Source organism: Saprospira sp. CCB-QB6 (assembly GCF_028464065.1).
Classification (GTDB): Bacteria; Bacteroidota; Bacteroidia; order Chitinophagales; family Saprospiraceae; genus Saprospira.
Map to the genome: position 1 here is coordinate 3359435 of NZ_CP116808.1, position 13135 is coordinate 3372569.

The 13135-nt window shown below is 47.0% G+C and carries 13 protein-coding genes; 7 read left to right on the plus strand and 6 right to left on the minus strand.

Annotated elements, in window-relative coordinates; all coding sequences use genetic code 11:
* Window positions 1–760 precede the first annotated feature (760 nt).
* The 3 genes from PPO43_RS12865 (at window position 761) to PPO43_RS12875 (ending at window position 5141) form a co-directional block, all read left to right on the plus strand.
* Window positions 761–3496, plus strand: a complete 2736-nt coding sequence (locus PPO43_RS12865; RefSeq protein WP_272618410.1) for an N-6 DNA methylase — start codon at window positions 761–763, stop codon at window positions 3494–3496.
* Between the two features lie 4 nt (window positions 3497–3500).
* A complete protein-coding gene (locus PPO43_RS12870) occupies window positions 3501–4445 on the plus strand; it encodes a response regulator receiver protein (protein ID WP_272618412.1) in 945 nt (314 codons plus the stop codon).
* Between the two features lie 276 nt (window positions 4446–4721).
* Window positions 4722–5141: an RNA-binding S4 domain-containing protein gene (locus PPO43_RS12875; protein WP_272618414.1), complete on the plus strand. Its 420-nt coding sequence runs from the start codon at window positions 4722–4724 to the stop codon at window positions 5139–5141.
* A 225-nt stretch (window positions 5142–5366) separates the two neighbouring features.
* Here PPO43_RS12875 and PPO43_RS12880 read toward each other — a convergent pair whose 3' ends face one another.
* Window positions 5367–6008 carry a carboxypeptidase-like regulatory domain-containing protein gene (locus tag PPO43_RS12880; RefSeq protein WP_272618416.1) on the minus strand — a complete coding sequence of 214 codons (642 nt, stop codon included), beginning with the start codon at window positions 6006–6008 and terminating at the stop codon, window positions 5367–5369.
* A gap of 84 nt (window positions 6009–6092) precedes the next feature.
* Complete coding sequence (locus PPO43_RS12885; protein ID WP_272618418.1) at window positions 6093–6467, minus strand: YraN family protein; 375 nt, start codon at window positions 6465–6467, stop codon at window positions 6093–6095.
* Between the two features lie 114 nt (window positions 6468–6581).
* On the opposite strand from PPO43_RS12885, the gene PPO43_RS12890 reads away from it, so the two are divergent.
* Genes PPO43_RS12890 through PPO43_RS12905 form a run of 4 tightly spaced genes read left to right on the plus strand, consistent with a single transcriptional unit; the run spans window position 6582 to window position 9764 of the window.
* A complete protein-coding gene (locus PPO43_RS12890; protein WP_272618420.1) occupies window positions 6582–7574 on the plus strand; it encodes a bifunctional phosphoglucose/phosphomannose isomerase in 993 nt (330 codons plus the stop codon).
* Window positions 7575–7599: 25 nt separating this feature from the next.
* A complete protein-coding gene (lipB, locus tag PPO43_RS12895; protein ID WP_442985458.1) occupies window positions 7600–8337 on the plus strand; it encodes a lipoyl(octanoyl) transferase LipB in 738 nt (245 codons plus the stop codon).
* Window positions 8327–8719: a hypothetical protein gene (locus PPO43_RS12900; RefSeq protein ID WP_272618424.1), complete on the plus strand. Its 393-nt coding sequence runs from the start codon at window positions 8327–8329 to the stop codon at window positions 8717–8719. The genes lipB and PPO43_RS12900 overlap by 11 nt, the downstream gene beginning before the upstream one ends.
* A gap of 7 nt (window positions 8720–8726) precedes the next feature.
* Window positions 8727–9764: an RluA family pseudouridine synthase gene (locus PPO43_RS12905; protein ID WP_272618426.1), complete on the plus strand. Its 1038-nt coding sequence runs from the start codon at window positions 8727–8729 to the stop codon at window positions 9762–9764.
* 219 nt (window positions 9765–9983) lie between these two features.
* On the opposite strand, the gene PPO43_RS12910 is transcribed toward PPO43_RS12905, so the two are convergent.
* From PPO43_RS12910 to PPO43_RS12925, 4 genes are all read right to left on the minus strand, one after another.
* A complete protein-coding gene (locus PPO43_RS12910) occupies window positions 9984–10691 on the minus strand; it encodes a methyltransferase domain-containing protein (RefSeq protein WP_272618428.1) in 708 nt (235 codons plus the stop codon).
* Window positions 10678–11832, minus strand: a complete 1155-nt coding sequence (locus tag PPO43_RS12915) for an NAD(P)/FAD-dependent oxidoreductase (protein ID WP_272618430.1) — start codon at window positions 11830–11832, stop codon at window positions 10678–10680. Before PPO43_RS12915 ends, PPO43_RS12910 begins: the two co-directional genes overlap by 14 nt.
* Window positions 11833–12678 (minus strand): protoglobin domain-containing protein, encoded by an 846-nt coding sequence (locus tag PPO43_RS12920; RefSeq protein WP_272618432.1) that lies wholly within the window; start codon window positions 12676–12678, stop codon window positions 11833–11835.
* Between the two features lie 82 nt (window positions 12679–12760).
* A complete protein-coding gene (locus tag PPO43_RS12925; protein WP_272618434.1) occupies window positions 12761–13126 on the minus strand; it encodes a CoA-binding protein in 366 nt (121 codons plus the stop codon).
* Between the last annotated feature and the right edge of the window lie 9 nt (window positions 13127–13135).

Sequence of the window (13135 nt, forward strand, 5' to 3'; positions counted from 1 at the left end):
TAAGCTATTTGTAATTTGTGAAATGGCATTTGTAAAGCGGGGGATGCTATTCGCAATTTGGCGTCGCCTAGGGACAAGCCCTTAGTGTCATATATCTCATCTTCCTTATGGTTTCCCTTCTATACTTACTGCCCTGGGCTGAAGCCCAGGCTTGTTGACTGAGCGAACTGACGGGCTAAAGCCCTTGTTCGCTTTTCTATTCTAAGGTTATTTACTATAGTAAGAAAATGACCCCAAGTCTCAATAGCAAACAAGGGCTTTAGCCCGCCAGTTTGCATAGACCCACAACCATGGGCTTCAGCCCATGGCCCTAAGCAGCTTCTTGTTCCTAAAGGCAGGAAAGAGAGCAGCCAATAATCGCCTAGGGACAAGCCCCTAGGCTAATCCAATGGAGTCAGCCCTCTGCGAGGGCCTCGACTGTTGATGTATAAGGCCTTGCTAAGTCATTTTAGCAGAGAAGCAGCTTATCCAAAGGCCCTCTTTAGAGGGCTGTCTAGAAAAGCTAGCCTAGGGGCTTGTCCCTAGGCGCAGAAAAGGCTAAACACAAAATTTTCAACCTACAGGCCCATATAGCAGGCGGCGTAGCCGCCGCAGGCCTAGCGATGTGCAGCAGTGCGGCGCAGCCGCAGGGCCGAGCGAACAGCGAGCTGCGGAACGTAGCGCCTGCCGCAGGCGGGAGGCCCCAAAACAACAAGCAGATAGATTTTAATAAAAAACCCTATATTTAGAGACACACTATAACAGACAAGCCAAAATACCTATGGAATCTATCAACTTTGATCAAATACAGATCTCTTCGGGCTGGACCCCCAGCAGCAAGGAGGAGCTAGAGAACCAATTAGACAACCTATTTAGTAGTAGTTTGGATGCTTTGCGAGGGACCTGGGACCTCAGTAACTCGGCCAATGTCTTGTTGAGCCTTATCTTTTATAAGCGCCTGATTTGTCTACAAGAAGAAGGCGAATTGGCCTTCATTAAGATTTCGGAAAAACAACGGCAGATCCTACACAATTTTAGGGAGCAGTTGGCCAAAAACGAACAACAGGCCTTTGGCGATTTGCGAGATGCCCTGGTGGCGATTTCTAGGGCCAATCCCTCTTTAGAAAATATTTTTGCTCCCCTAATGGTGGCCCTACAAGACAAGGCCGATGCCCAGCATCTGGCCCGAGTATTTGGCCTATTGGAACAGGTCGATTTTTCGCTCAAGCAGTTTTCTATTGCGCAGTTTGGGGCTTTCTTTAATAAGAGTTTGAGCCGAGCGGCCCAAAGAAGGGGCAAGGCGGGTGGTAGCGCTACCAGTCCGCTTTTTCTCAATAAACTCATGGCCCTTTTGTTGGCCCCTAAATCGGGAGAATCGGTCTATGAACCTGCGGCGGGACAGGCCGGGAGCCTAGTCGCGCTTATGCAAGAAGCGGGTGCTTTAAATATTTTGGCCCAAGAGGTCGATCAAATTACCTGGGCCTTTTGTAAAATGAACCTCTTGATGAATGGGGCTTATGAGGCTTTGGTGGAGCAAAATAACAGCCTGCTTCATCCGCCCCAACCCCCTCAGCAATTTGATTTGGCCTTGGCCAATTTTCCCTTTGGCGAAGAGATTGATTTGCGGGCGGTCAAACAGCGCTCTTATGTCAAGCTGCCCCTAGATGTGGGCCAAGAAGAAACCGATTGCAACAGTCTTTTTGTGCAGTTGATGTTGGACCAACTCAATGAGAATGGGCGAATGATTGCCGTTTTGCCCATGCGGGCCCTCTTCAAAGAGCGGCAAGAGCGTCGTTTGCGAGAGTATTTGCTTCGCCGCGATGTGGTAGATGCCGTGATCACCTTGCCTGCGGGCTTGTTGTATGCGAGTCAGGCGCCTATTTGTTTGCTTTATTTGCGAAAAAATAAATCGGCAGAACGAAGAGGCAAGGTCCTTTTTATCAATGCTTCACAATTGCAGCCTCGATCTAAAAGTCGGGTGCGTCATCGTTTGGAGAGTCAGCAAATTGCGGCCATTGTTTCGGCTTATCATAGTTATGGCGAGAAAGTGCCGCAGGAGCTAGCCGGCTATGTGGTTTGCAAAACGGTGGAGCAATTGCTCGAGCAGCGGGCCAACCTCAATGCCAAGCGTTATGCGGCGCCATTTATTCAGGAACTGGAGGCTTTGGCGGAGCAAAACGCCCTGGTTAAGGTTCAAGAAGTGATGGCGGGCGAACTGCCTGCGCTTTGGGTGCAAAAAAGAGAGCGGCAGTTCCATAATCATCCCTTTGTGAGTAGTAGTGATTTGGCGCTGCAGTTTGCGGATTATCAATTGGCCTTGTCTAGGCTTTGTCCCTTTGAAGAACAGGAAGAAGAAGAGGGGCGGCTTTTACAGTATTCAGCCTTTTTGGTTAATCGGAAAGGAAAGCGCTTGCGGGCCAGCTACTTTGAGTATAAGGGGCAAGCGATCATTGTGAGTAAATCTGTGCTCGTTTTTGATTTGCAGCAAAAGAAGATCAACAAAGAATACTTTTTGGTCCAGCTGCATCAAAAATTGTTTTTGGCCCAGTTCAATATGTTCAGAACCGATCATGAAGCCTTGCAGATATCGGAGCGGGAATTTGGCCAACTGCAAATGCCTTTGCTTAGCTTAGAGGAGCAAATCAAATTGGTCCAAGAAACCAAATGGTCTTTACTCAAAGAAGAAGAGCATAAGGTGGAAACCCTACGCAGTCGCCTCAATCTGGATAAGCAAACGGCCCAAAATCGGCAAATGCGCATTATTTCCTCTTTGCAGCATGAGCTGGGCAATCGTTTGCCAGCCATTTTGACCGAGCTCAAAAATATTAAGGACTTTCTGGGGGATAAAATTGAAGAGCAAACACCTCTGAGCTGGAGCGATTCTATTTATCCCCTTTTTGAGGGCGAAGAAGCCGAAGAGGAGGACCAATTGGATAAAGTAGTGCGCAAAATTGAGAAACAACTCATTTATACCATTAATAGCATTGATGCGGCTAGCAACATCATCTCGGCCGATAAGGAGCGCATGCAGTTGGAGCATCTATTGTTGCGCGACTTTTTGGAAGATTGGGCCCAACTTTATGCCCAAGAAAAGCAGTTCTCTATCCAAATTGAGGTAGAGGATGATGAAAGAGGCCGAGAATTGCCCATTGCTACCCTGATCGACCGAGCGCAACTGGCCACGGCCTTGAGCAATTTTGTAGAAAATGCCCGTCGACACGGATTCTCTAAGCACAAAAAACATCTGATCCGCTTTTCTGTTTCTCTTTTGGAAGAGCAAGAAGAAGTATTGATAGAATATAAGAATGATGGGAAAGCTTTCCCAAATTCTTTTACCTTTGACGATTTTGTCTCCTACGGCAATTATGCCGGCGATACTGGACATTCGGGTATCGGGGGCTACCTCATTCATCAAATTATTGAAAACCATGAGGGTAGTCTACATTATAAGGAGCAAATAGATAAACGCGACCCCTTCAAGGTGCAATTTGATATTATTTTGCCCTACAGAAAATAAGAATATGACCAAAAAACGCCGCCGACCGATACAGGTTTTAATGATTGATGATGATCAGCAATTTGCTAGCCCTTTTATTAAGCGGGCCCGCAAGTATCAGGTCCTCATTACCAACAAAACAAACTTGCAAGAGGGCCTACACGAACTACAGAATAACAGTAAATATCAGGCTGTTATTCTAGATGGCAAGGCGCCTATTCATCCACAACAAGCCAAAGGAACCGAGGCCGAAAACTTTGTGCACGAGGCTATTATGCGCCTTAGAGAAATGGAGTTGCGCCAAGAGCGGCCCCTGCCTTTTTGTGTGCATACGGCTTGGAGAGTGCAGCTAGAGCCTAGCTTGCGCCAACGGGCCGCCCTCTTCGACAAAAAGAAAACGGCAGTAGATGAAGAAGAAATGCAAGCCCTTTTTGAGTTTCTGCATCAGGAGGTGGGCCAACTGGAAGATAGCAAAATCAAACAGCAGTTTCCCGAGGTCTTTGACTTTGCCGACCGCTATCTGGACCAAGAAGATGTTTCGCTCTTGCTCAGCATCTTAGCCGATAAATCGATGGCCAAAAGAGAGCAAATGCTGGAGCGCCTGGCTTTTGTCCGCCGCCTAGAAGAGTCTATTCTCAACGTCTTTTGCCGAGAGGCCCTCAAGGTCGATCCGCTGCTATATGGAATGGATGGACAAAGCCGAACCAAAGACCTGATCGAGCTCATTAAGGTCCGAAAACTGGCCCCTATGCACGTCTCTTTTCTGACCTATATCATTTATGCCACCCTCAGCAGTATTGTGCAGCACAAGGCACCAGAATCTAGTGAGTATTACAATTATCCGATCACGCCCTATACCGTCAAAACCTTTATCAATGGGCTTTTAGACATTATTCTTTGGGTAAAGGATAGTATCGAAAATGGCTTGAGAGAAGGCAGTATTATGCACGATTTTCAACCCCCTAGATAAGGATTTGGGGCCTCCGCTGCGGCTTCGCCTTGCGGCGCTACGTTCCGCAGCTCGCTGTTCGCTCGGCCCTTCAGGCTTCACTGCGTTTCGCCTTTGGTCTGGCCTTCGGCCACCCCTCCGCAGCGCTGGGCCGCTCATCGATCTTTTTTCTTTTGGTCTTCTTCTTCGGCCGTTGAATTTTTTGGGGGCTTAGCTAGGACCAGAAAAATTTGGACAAATGGAACCATCTTTTTAGTTTCCCTTGTTGGAGCTCCTGAAAAAAAGTAAAATTAAATCATGGATAAGGTAAGAGTAGATAAGTGGTTATGGTCGGTCCGTATTTTTAAAAGCCGAACCCTGGCCAGTAATGCCTGCAAAAAGGGGCATGTACGTGTAGATGGGCAAATCCTAAAGCCCTCGGCCTTTGTAAAACAAGGCGACTTGTTGGAGGTCCGAAAAAATAACTTCAATATGCGCTTTAAGGTGGTCGAGTTGATCGAAAAGCGGGTATCTGCCAAATTAGCAGAGCCTTGTTATGAGGACCACACGCCAGAAGAAGAACTCAATAAGTTTAAGGCTTGGTTTATGAATGGCCGAGCAACAGAATTTAGAGAAAAAGGTGCTGGTCGTCCCACCAAAAGAGATCGCCGCCAAATTGATGGCTTTAAAGAAGGCGATAGCATGTTAGAGCAATTGGACTGGGAAGAGGAGGAATAAGCTTCTTTTGGACCATAAAAAGCCCGATCTACCTTTGTAGATCGGGCTTTTTTATCTTGGTCCCAAGGGTGGCGGTTAGGCTGTGGGGCTGTCCCCACAGCATTGGCCTAGGGATGGTAACTAGTGGCCGCAGGCCAGACCCAGGCAGCTTTGCTGCCGCAGGGCCGAGCGAGTAGCGAGCTAGTGCACAGCCCGGCCGCCGCAGGCGGCAGGCCCCAAAAAGAACTACTTATCCTTTTTCTTAAACTGCTTGAAGAATTGGGCCCAAGCCATAGGATTGAGGACGGGCATAGCCTGTTGTTGTCCCTGATAAGAATAGCTGCTGGCTTGTTGGCGGAGGTAAAGCGAGGCATTTTCTCGGCCATCCATATCCATTTCTTCTTGCATGGCAAGCAGTTGTTGGCGGCTGAGTTTGCCCTCGGCCAAAGCCTGAAGGTTTTGGGCTTGAGTGGGTTGCATGGCTAAAAACTCTGCTCTAAAGTTGTTTCGATCGGGCCAGGGGAAAACCAAAACCTCCGCCATATTGATGTCTTCGGTTTCTAGTTGGACCACAATTGAGTGGTAGAGGCCCTCAAAATCTTCGGGAATCACAATTTCTTGAGTTGCAAAGCCCACAGCAGAGAATTGCAGGCGTTCCCCTTTTTTGACTACAATAGAAAACATCCCGTCCATATTGGCATAGCTTCCGCGCAGGCCATTTTCAACGGCAATGGTGGCAAAGGGAATTGGGGCCACCTTTCCATTTTGGCCGGGGGTAATCACAATCCCTGTCACCTCAACAATATCGCTAACCGATAGGGGTTGGGCCTGACTAATTTGGGGAAGGGCAAAAAGAAGAAGGGGGAGAAAAGAAAGCAAGAATTTCATGCGTTTTATATTTAAATGTCCTAATGATCGAATGAATGGAAATTGTTAAAGATCCTTTGCCAAAGCAACGCTAATTTGCGCTTTTTAGTTGGTCTTTCCATCCCAGATAGGGAAAAAAGCGTCTTCAAAATGCTTGATGGCTTTTTGGGCCAAAAGCTGTATGGCAATCACATCAAAACGGATTTCCTCCTCATAGTTTTGGGCATACATGTAGGCGGCGGCAGCTTCAAAAAGAAGTTGTTGTTTTTTGGAGGTAACGGCCAATTCGGGAGGGCCAAAAGCGGCATTTTTACGGGTTTTGACCTCTACGAAAATGAGAACGTTATCTTTAAAGACAATCAGGTCTACTTCGGCTCTGCCATAGCGCCAATTTTTAGCTTTAAGCTGATAGCCGGCGGCCAAAAGGTATTCTAGGGCCATCTTTTCGCCCAAGATGCCTATCTTGTGATGTTTTGCCATAATTTTTTTATCTTTCGCAGCTTTGACAAGCTGTATTGCAATTGAGGTAGTATACTAAAATATATGATATATACATAGTCTCTCTGGGGCTATTAACAAAATCTTGAATTTATCATGATGAATGAACTAATCAAAAACTTTGGGGCTCAGTTGAGCGAAGCCATTGAGATCGGCGAGAATATAAAATTAACGGCGCCTAAGCAGGAATTGCGCAATATTGTAGTTGTGGGAATGGGCGGTTCTGGTATTGGGGCCAATTTTGCCAAGGAGTTCACTGCAGAAGAGCGTCCTTTGCCTATGGAAGTGGTTAAAGGCTATGATTTGCCTAACTATGTGAATCAGCACAGTTTAGTGATTTGCTCTTCTTTTTCGGGTAATACGGAAGAGACCTTGCTTGGCTTAGAAGAAGCGATTGAGAAAGGGGCCAAAATTGTTTGTGTCAGCTCTGGTGGTAAAATGAAAGCCTTGGCGGAAGAGCATGGCTTAGATTTCGTTCAGTTGCCACATGCGGGTAGTCCTCCCCGCGCTTGTTTGGGTCTCTCTTTGGTACAGCAGCTATTTATCCTGAAGTTTTTTGGTTGTGCTAAAGCTGAACGCATTGAGCAGCTCAAACAGAGCATTGTTTTGCTAGAAAAAGAGCAGGCCGATATTATGGAAAAGGCCAAGAAAATGGCGCAGTTCATGAGCGGCAAGTTTCCCGTTCTCTATACCAATGATCGTATGGGATCTGTTGTTTTGCGCTTGCGTCAGCAGCTCAACGAAAATGCAAAAATCCTTTGTAGCCATCACTTGATTCCCGAAATGAATCATAACGAATTGGTGGGCTGGCGTAAACAAGAGGGCGATTTTGCTGTCTTGATTTTCAGAAGCAAGTTTGAGCATGAGCGCAATCAAGCACGCATCAAAATTAACAAGGAAATCATTAACCACTACACCCAAACTTTGATCGAGATCAAACTTAAGGGAGAGAGCTTGATTGAAGAGGCTATGTATGCCGTACATTTGGGCGACTGGATCTCTTGGGAGCTTTCTGTTTTGCGCCAAGTAGATGCCACAGAAGTAAAAGTGATTGATTTTCTAAAAGGAGAATTAGCGGGCCAAGCCTAATCCAATAGCTAACTTGGGCCAAAAAATAAGCAAGATGAGTAAGAAAGTAAAAGTAGAAGAACTAGGCCGAATCAATTATGAGGAGGCCTGGGCCTATCAAACCCAACTTTTCAATGCCTGCATTGATCGCAAAAAGCGACAAAGAGAAGGGGAGGAGCTAGAGCAATTTGGCCATTTTCTATTTTGTGAGCACCCCCATGTCTATACCCTGGGCCGAAATGGCAAAGAAGCCCATTTACTACTCGATGAGGCTGGCTTAGCCACTCATGAGGCTAGTTTTGTGAAGATTAACCGAGGGGGAGATATTACTTATCATGGCTTGGGCCAAATTGTGGGCTATCCCATTTTGGATCTCGATTGCTTTTTTACCGATATTGGCCGATATATCCGTAGTATCGAAGAAATGGTGATCCGAACGCTGCAAGATTACGGCATTAAGGCTGGTCGCATCAAAGGCGAATCTGGTGTATGGCTAGATGAAGATGGCCCCAATGCCCGAAAAATCTGCGCAATTGGAGTGCATCTGAGCCGCTGGGTGACTATGCATGGCTTTGCCTTTAATATCAATACAGATATGAGCTATTTCGGCCATATCATTCCCTGTGGCATCCAAGATAAGGGCGTCACCTCTCTAGCCCAAGAATTGGGACGACCCGTAGCAGAAGAGGAGGTCAAAAGTTTGCTTTCTCGGCATTTTGCAGATATCTTTGCAGCCGAATTAGATTTTAGCCTAGCGCCAAATTTACTACAACATGAAAAATGATATTCCCATTAAAAAAGTAGAAGGGGTGGGCCTTGCTATTGTCCCCGCTGCCGACGGCTTTTGGGATGTCTACCTACTCAACCTCAAAGAGGAGCCAATCAAACAATTGATTGTTTCGGCCAGAGGCTATGGCCGCCTTAAAGAGAAGGAGGTAGAAACCGCCAATATTCGATACTATTTTGAGGAGGTACCCGCGGGTACGGTCCAAAAAATTGAACCCCTGCACCAATATTTAGTGCAAATGGCCAACGAATACTGGATTAGCTTTTTATGGAATGACTATATGTACGACCGAAAGTACGTCTTTGTAGCAGGTAGTATTCAGGCTGCTTACTTTACACATATTCCCATTCTCAACGAATTGGGTATTTTAATCAAGTAAAAAATTTATGGACCCTAAAGAGGAAATGGAATTCGAGGATGAGCCCTTGTTCGATTGGTACGAGTATAAGGCCGATCCAGGGCAGGAGCCTATGCGATTAGATAAGTTTTTGATGCAACGCATGGAGCGCATGACCCGCTCTAAGGTGCAACGCGGTATCGATGCCGGCTATGTGACGGTAAATGATAAGGAAGCCAAAAGTAATCAAAAGATTAAGCCACACGACTTAATCAAGGTCCGCTGGCGCCGTGCCCGCCCCAAAGGCGAGGTGATTGCTCAAGATATTCCCTTAGATATTCGCTATGAAGATGAGGAGGTCCTCATGGTCTACAAACCCGCTGGCATGGTGGTCCACCCCGGTGTGGGCAATTATACCGGCACCCTCGTCAATGCCCTCGCTTGGCATTTTAAAGACTTGCCCCAAGGCAACGGCAGTTACCCCGGCCTAGTGCACCGTATCGATAAATTTACTACCGGTATTCTGGTGGTGGCCAAAACCGAAGAGGCTATCCAACATCTCTCTAAACAGTTTTTCCATCACACGATTAAACGGAAATACCGCGCCCTAGTCTGGGGCGATGTAGAAGCCGAAGAGGGAACGATCACTGGCCATATTGGCCGCGATCCCAAAAACCGCAAACGCTTCTGTGTCTATGAAGATGAGGAATACGGTAAACATGCCGTGACCCATTATAAGGTCCTCAAACGCTTTGGCTATGTGACTTTGGTCGAATGTCAACTGGAAACAGGACGGACCCACCAAATTCGCGTACACATGAAGCATATCGGCCACCCGCTCTTCAATGATGAGCTCTATAATGGCGACCGCATCGTGAAAGGAACGATTTTCAGTAAGTACCGACAGTTTGTCGAGAATTGCTTCAAAATTCTTCCCCACCAAGCCCTGCACGCCTATTCCCTAGGCTTTGAACATCCCAAAACAGGAGAGGAAATTTATCTGGAAGCCCCGCTACCCGACTATTTCCAACAAGCCCTAGATAAATGGGAAAAATATACCGAGGGCCGCTTTAAGATTTATGATTAGATCTTTTCTCCCTCACTAATCGCAGTAGAATTTCTATTCTGCTGCGATTTCTTTTGGGGCCTCCCGCAGCCAAGCTGCGGGCGCTACGTTTCGCAGCTCGCTGTTCGCTCGGCCCTGCGGCAGCAAAGCTGCCTGGGTCTGCGGCTGCGCCGCACTGCTCCACATCGCTAGGCCATTTGGCCTTCGGCCATAGGGGTGGCTTTCTTCACTCAGCATTTCCTATTTCCACCAAAGTATTTTGTGCCGAAAGGCCCAAGCCCAACCCAAACGATAGTTCCGATAGCCCAAACGCCCCAGCCGCTCCCGCCACTCCTGCCCCAAAAAGGACTTTTGAATGGAAAGCAGTCCATCATAACGGACCATCGGACTAGCCCCCAACAGCTTAGTCACTAAACGAAAGAGAAAATGGGCCAATGTCGAGCGCTCTAAATCATTGATGATGCCCCCCCATTGGGCCTGCCCCTTTAACTGTAGGAGCAGTTGGTCCAAAGCTTCTTCCTCAAAATGATGCAGAAAAAGGGCGCAATGGGCCACATCAAACTCTAAGGCCGCAAACTCTTCCCCAAAAACATCGAGCTGGGCATAACGAATTTCTGGAAAGTCACTGGACCACAAACGGGCTTGCTCCAAACAATAGGCATTGGCATCTATCCCCAGCAACTCTAAGCGGTAGCCCCTCTTACGGCCCCAAAGCGCAAAAGCGCGCAGGGCATCGCCGCCCCCGCAACCCAAATCCACCAAGCGCAAAGGCTTTTCTTTGGGCCAAGTTTGTAGTAGTTGGGCCAGCGCAGCCTGACTAATCGTTAGCCCGCCCAAAAGTTTGTTGACCCAAGCTATTTGCTCCAAGGTCGCTTTGAGCTCAGGCCCTTCCATCTCCAAGTCATCCATGATCTCGGCCTTGTCCGACCGCTGTTTAAAGTAGAGCATCCCAAGGCTTTAATGGACGGCCATGCGTCCAGCGAATAATTGTTTGTTGCATGAAGGGTAAGCCAGCAAATAGCTGCACCCCCAAATTGGACCAAAAGGGACGGCCAAAGAAATGTTGCAGCTTTCGCCCTGCCTGCAACCTCAAACTATAGTTTTTCTGCCAAGCCACCGCATATTGGTCCAAAAACTCAGCCTGATGCAGTTGCCCATCCAAATACTGGGGCAGCAAGGCCTGCATAATAGAAGCCGAACCTATGGCCATGGCCATCCCATTGCCCGAAAGTGGATAAATTAAACCCGCAGCATCGCCCAACATGGGCAGCCCTTGCTCAATTAAAGGTTTGGGCCTAAAATATATATTACTAATGCTCAAGGGCCGAGAAAAAATGGGCCTAAATTCCCGAAACGCTTGCTCCAAATAGGGGTTCTGCGCTAAAACAGTACGCTCCAACTCCTTGATGCTGCCCGCCCGCTTGAGCTGGACTTGCTCCACCAAATAACAAAGATTGATTCGGCCTTCTTCTACTTTAGATAAGCCGCAATAGCCTCCCTCAAAGTTGTGTAGGGCCACCAAATCTTCTGGGAAATCACCCTCATAATGGCATTTGACCGCCATGAAACCCGCCCGCTCCTGCATAAAATGCCGATCGAGTTGCCGATCAACTAAGGAGCGCTTGCCCTGACAACCCAAAACCATTGCAGCTCGATATTCTCGGCCCTGCTGGCTTTGAAGTCGCCAGCTTTTTGGTCCAATTTCCTCTACTTGATGGACCTTTTGGCCCAAGGCAAATTCTACCCCCTCCGCCAAGGCCAAATGATAGAGGGCTTGGTCCATCCGATAACGAGAAAGCCCAAAGCCTCCCAAGGGCAAACTAGTCTGCACCAATTTCCCTTTTAATGAGCTTAGGGCAAAATGCCGAATATCTACGGCCCCATGAGCAAAGGGATCAAAGCCCAAGCTATGGAGATAAGGAAGGACCTCTTTAGAGATGTATTCTCCGCAAACTTTGTGAAAGGGATAGCTTTTTTGTTCGATCAAAAGGACCTTTAGCCCTCTTTTGGCCAAAGGAAGGGCGCAGCAAAGGCCAGCAAGACCTCCACCAATAATAATACAATCATAAATAGACTCAGAGATATTCATTTATAAACGCACGGCTGTTTGTTTAAACCCTAAGTGAATAGCTTCTTTGAGCGAGGCGGTAGTTTGTAAATCTTGGGTGGAAAAGCCCAGTTCTACAATGGTAACAGCATTCTGTGGAAAAACGCCAGAGACAATGCACTGACAGCCCATAAGCTTAGCTGCTTTAGATATGCGAATCAGATGTTGAGCCACTTCTTTATCAATAACCATAACACCACTAATATCCAATATGAAAACTTTTGATTGCTTATCGCCAATAGCTTTCAGGATAACAGATAGTAAATTTTCTGCTCGCTCAGTATTCATTTCTCCCACTAACGGAATAAAGAGAATATCATCCCAAAGCTGAGCTACTGAGGCATAAAGAGCTGCACTGCGCTCTTTTAGGGCTTGTTGAGTAAGATTGCTATAGGTATTGGCTACAATGGCAACATCCATACGGTGCTGCTTGTTAAAGGAGATAATTTTTTTAACATCATTGATACCAAGACGAAGAAATAACTGCTCAAAGAGATTGTCTAACTTGGCCACTCCTGCATAATAGATAGAAAGGGGGAGGCCTTCAAAAGCATGGCGTTGGCCAATCTTTTTACGGCTATCAATATAGGCTTGATCAATTTGAGCAGCAAAAAACTGTATCCAATGGGCCTCTACGAGCTTACGGTTAGATTGGACCAGATTCGGGTCTTTAAACCGATTGCCTAGCCCTCCTATAGAAGGCAACCATGCATAAAACTCATCAAAAATCCAGGCAACATCGCCTTTAATGTCCTCCCAAAGAGCACGGATGTTTTCACAATCTTCTTCACTAATGTAGTATTGTTGAAGATACTTTTCTACTGACATAAGGGATTTATTTATAGTGAATAATTAGGCTTGTTCTTCACTAGTAACTATCATTCTTCTAGAGCACTAAAGCTTATTCCCTTTAATATTCTCTCATACTAATTAAGACGAGGGTACAGGCCGCCATGATTTCCGCTTGGGGCAGGGCCGCTTGCAGACGTTGTTGAAAGGCGGGGTTTTCTGTTCCTGGATTAAAGATAATGCGCTTAGGGGCCAAGGCAACAATCTGCTCAAAGTATTCTTCTTGCAGCTCTGGGCGGAGATAAAGCGTAATGCTATCTACGGCCAAATCGGCTGGAATGCTGGTTAGTATATCTAGCTCTCCAGCTGTTTTCCCTGCTCTGTAGCCCAAGGGATAAACGGTTTCTCCAATAGCTAGGAGGCGGCGGGCAGCCTCATAAGCGTAGCGGTCGGGCTTGCTAGAGGCCCCAATAATTAAGGTACTCATTCTCTGCTG

Bases quoted from the DNA above. Each gene is read 5' to 3' on its own strand.
- PPO43_RS12865 (WP_272618410.1), top strand. From the start codon at position 761: ATGGAATCTATCAACTTTGATCAAATACAGATCTCTTCGGGCTGGACC.
- PPO43_RS12870 (WP_272618412.1), top strand. From the start codon at position 3,501: ATGACCAAAAAACGCCGCCGACCGATACAGGTTTTAATGATTGATGAT.
- PPO43_RS12875 (WP_272618414.1), top strand. From the start codon at position 4,722: ATGGATAAGGTAAGAGTAGATAAGTGGTTATGGTCGGTCCGTATTTTT.
- PPO43_RS12880 (WP_272618416.1), bottom strand. From the start codon at position 6,008: ATGAAATTCTTGCTTTCTTTTCTCCCCCTTCTTCTTTTTGCCCTTCCC.
- PPO43_RS12885 (WP_272618418.1), bottom strand. From the start codon at position 6,467: ATGGCAAAACATCACAAGATAGGCATCTTGGGCGAAAAGATGGCCCTA.
- PPO43_RS12890 (WP_272618420.1), top strand. From the start codon at position 6,582: ATGATGAATGAACTAATCAAAAACTTTGGGGCTCAGTTGAGCGAAGCC.
- PPO43_RS12900 (WP_272618424.1), top strand. From the start codon at position 8,327: ATGAAAAATGATATTCCCATTAAAAAAGTAGAAGGGGTGGGCCTTGCT.
- PPO43_RS12905 (WP_272618426.1), top strand. From the start codon at position 8,727: ATGGACCCTAAAGAGGAAATGGAATTCGAGGATGAGCCCTTGTTCGAT.
- PPO43_RS12910 (WP_272618428.1), bottom strand. From the start codon at position 10,691: ATGCTCTACTTTAAACAGCGGTCGGACAAGGCCGAGATCATGGATGAC.
- PPO43_RS12915 (WP_272618430.1), bottom strand. From the start codon at position 11,832: ATGAATATCTCTGAGTCTATTTATGATTGTATTATTATTGGTGGAGGT.
- PPO43_RS12920 (WP_272618432.1), bottom strand. From the start codon at position 12,678: ATGTCAGTAGAAAAGTATCTTCAACAATACTACATTAGTGAAGAAGAT.
- PPO43_RS12925 (WP_272618434.1), bottom strand. From the start codon at position 13,126: ATGAGTACCTTAATTATTGGGGCCTCTAGCAAGCCCGACCGCTACGCT.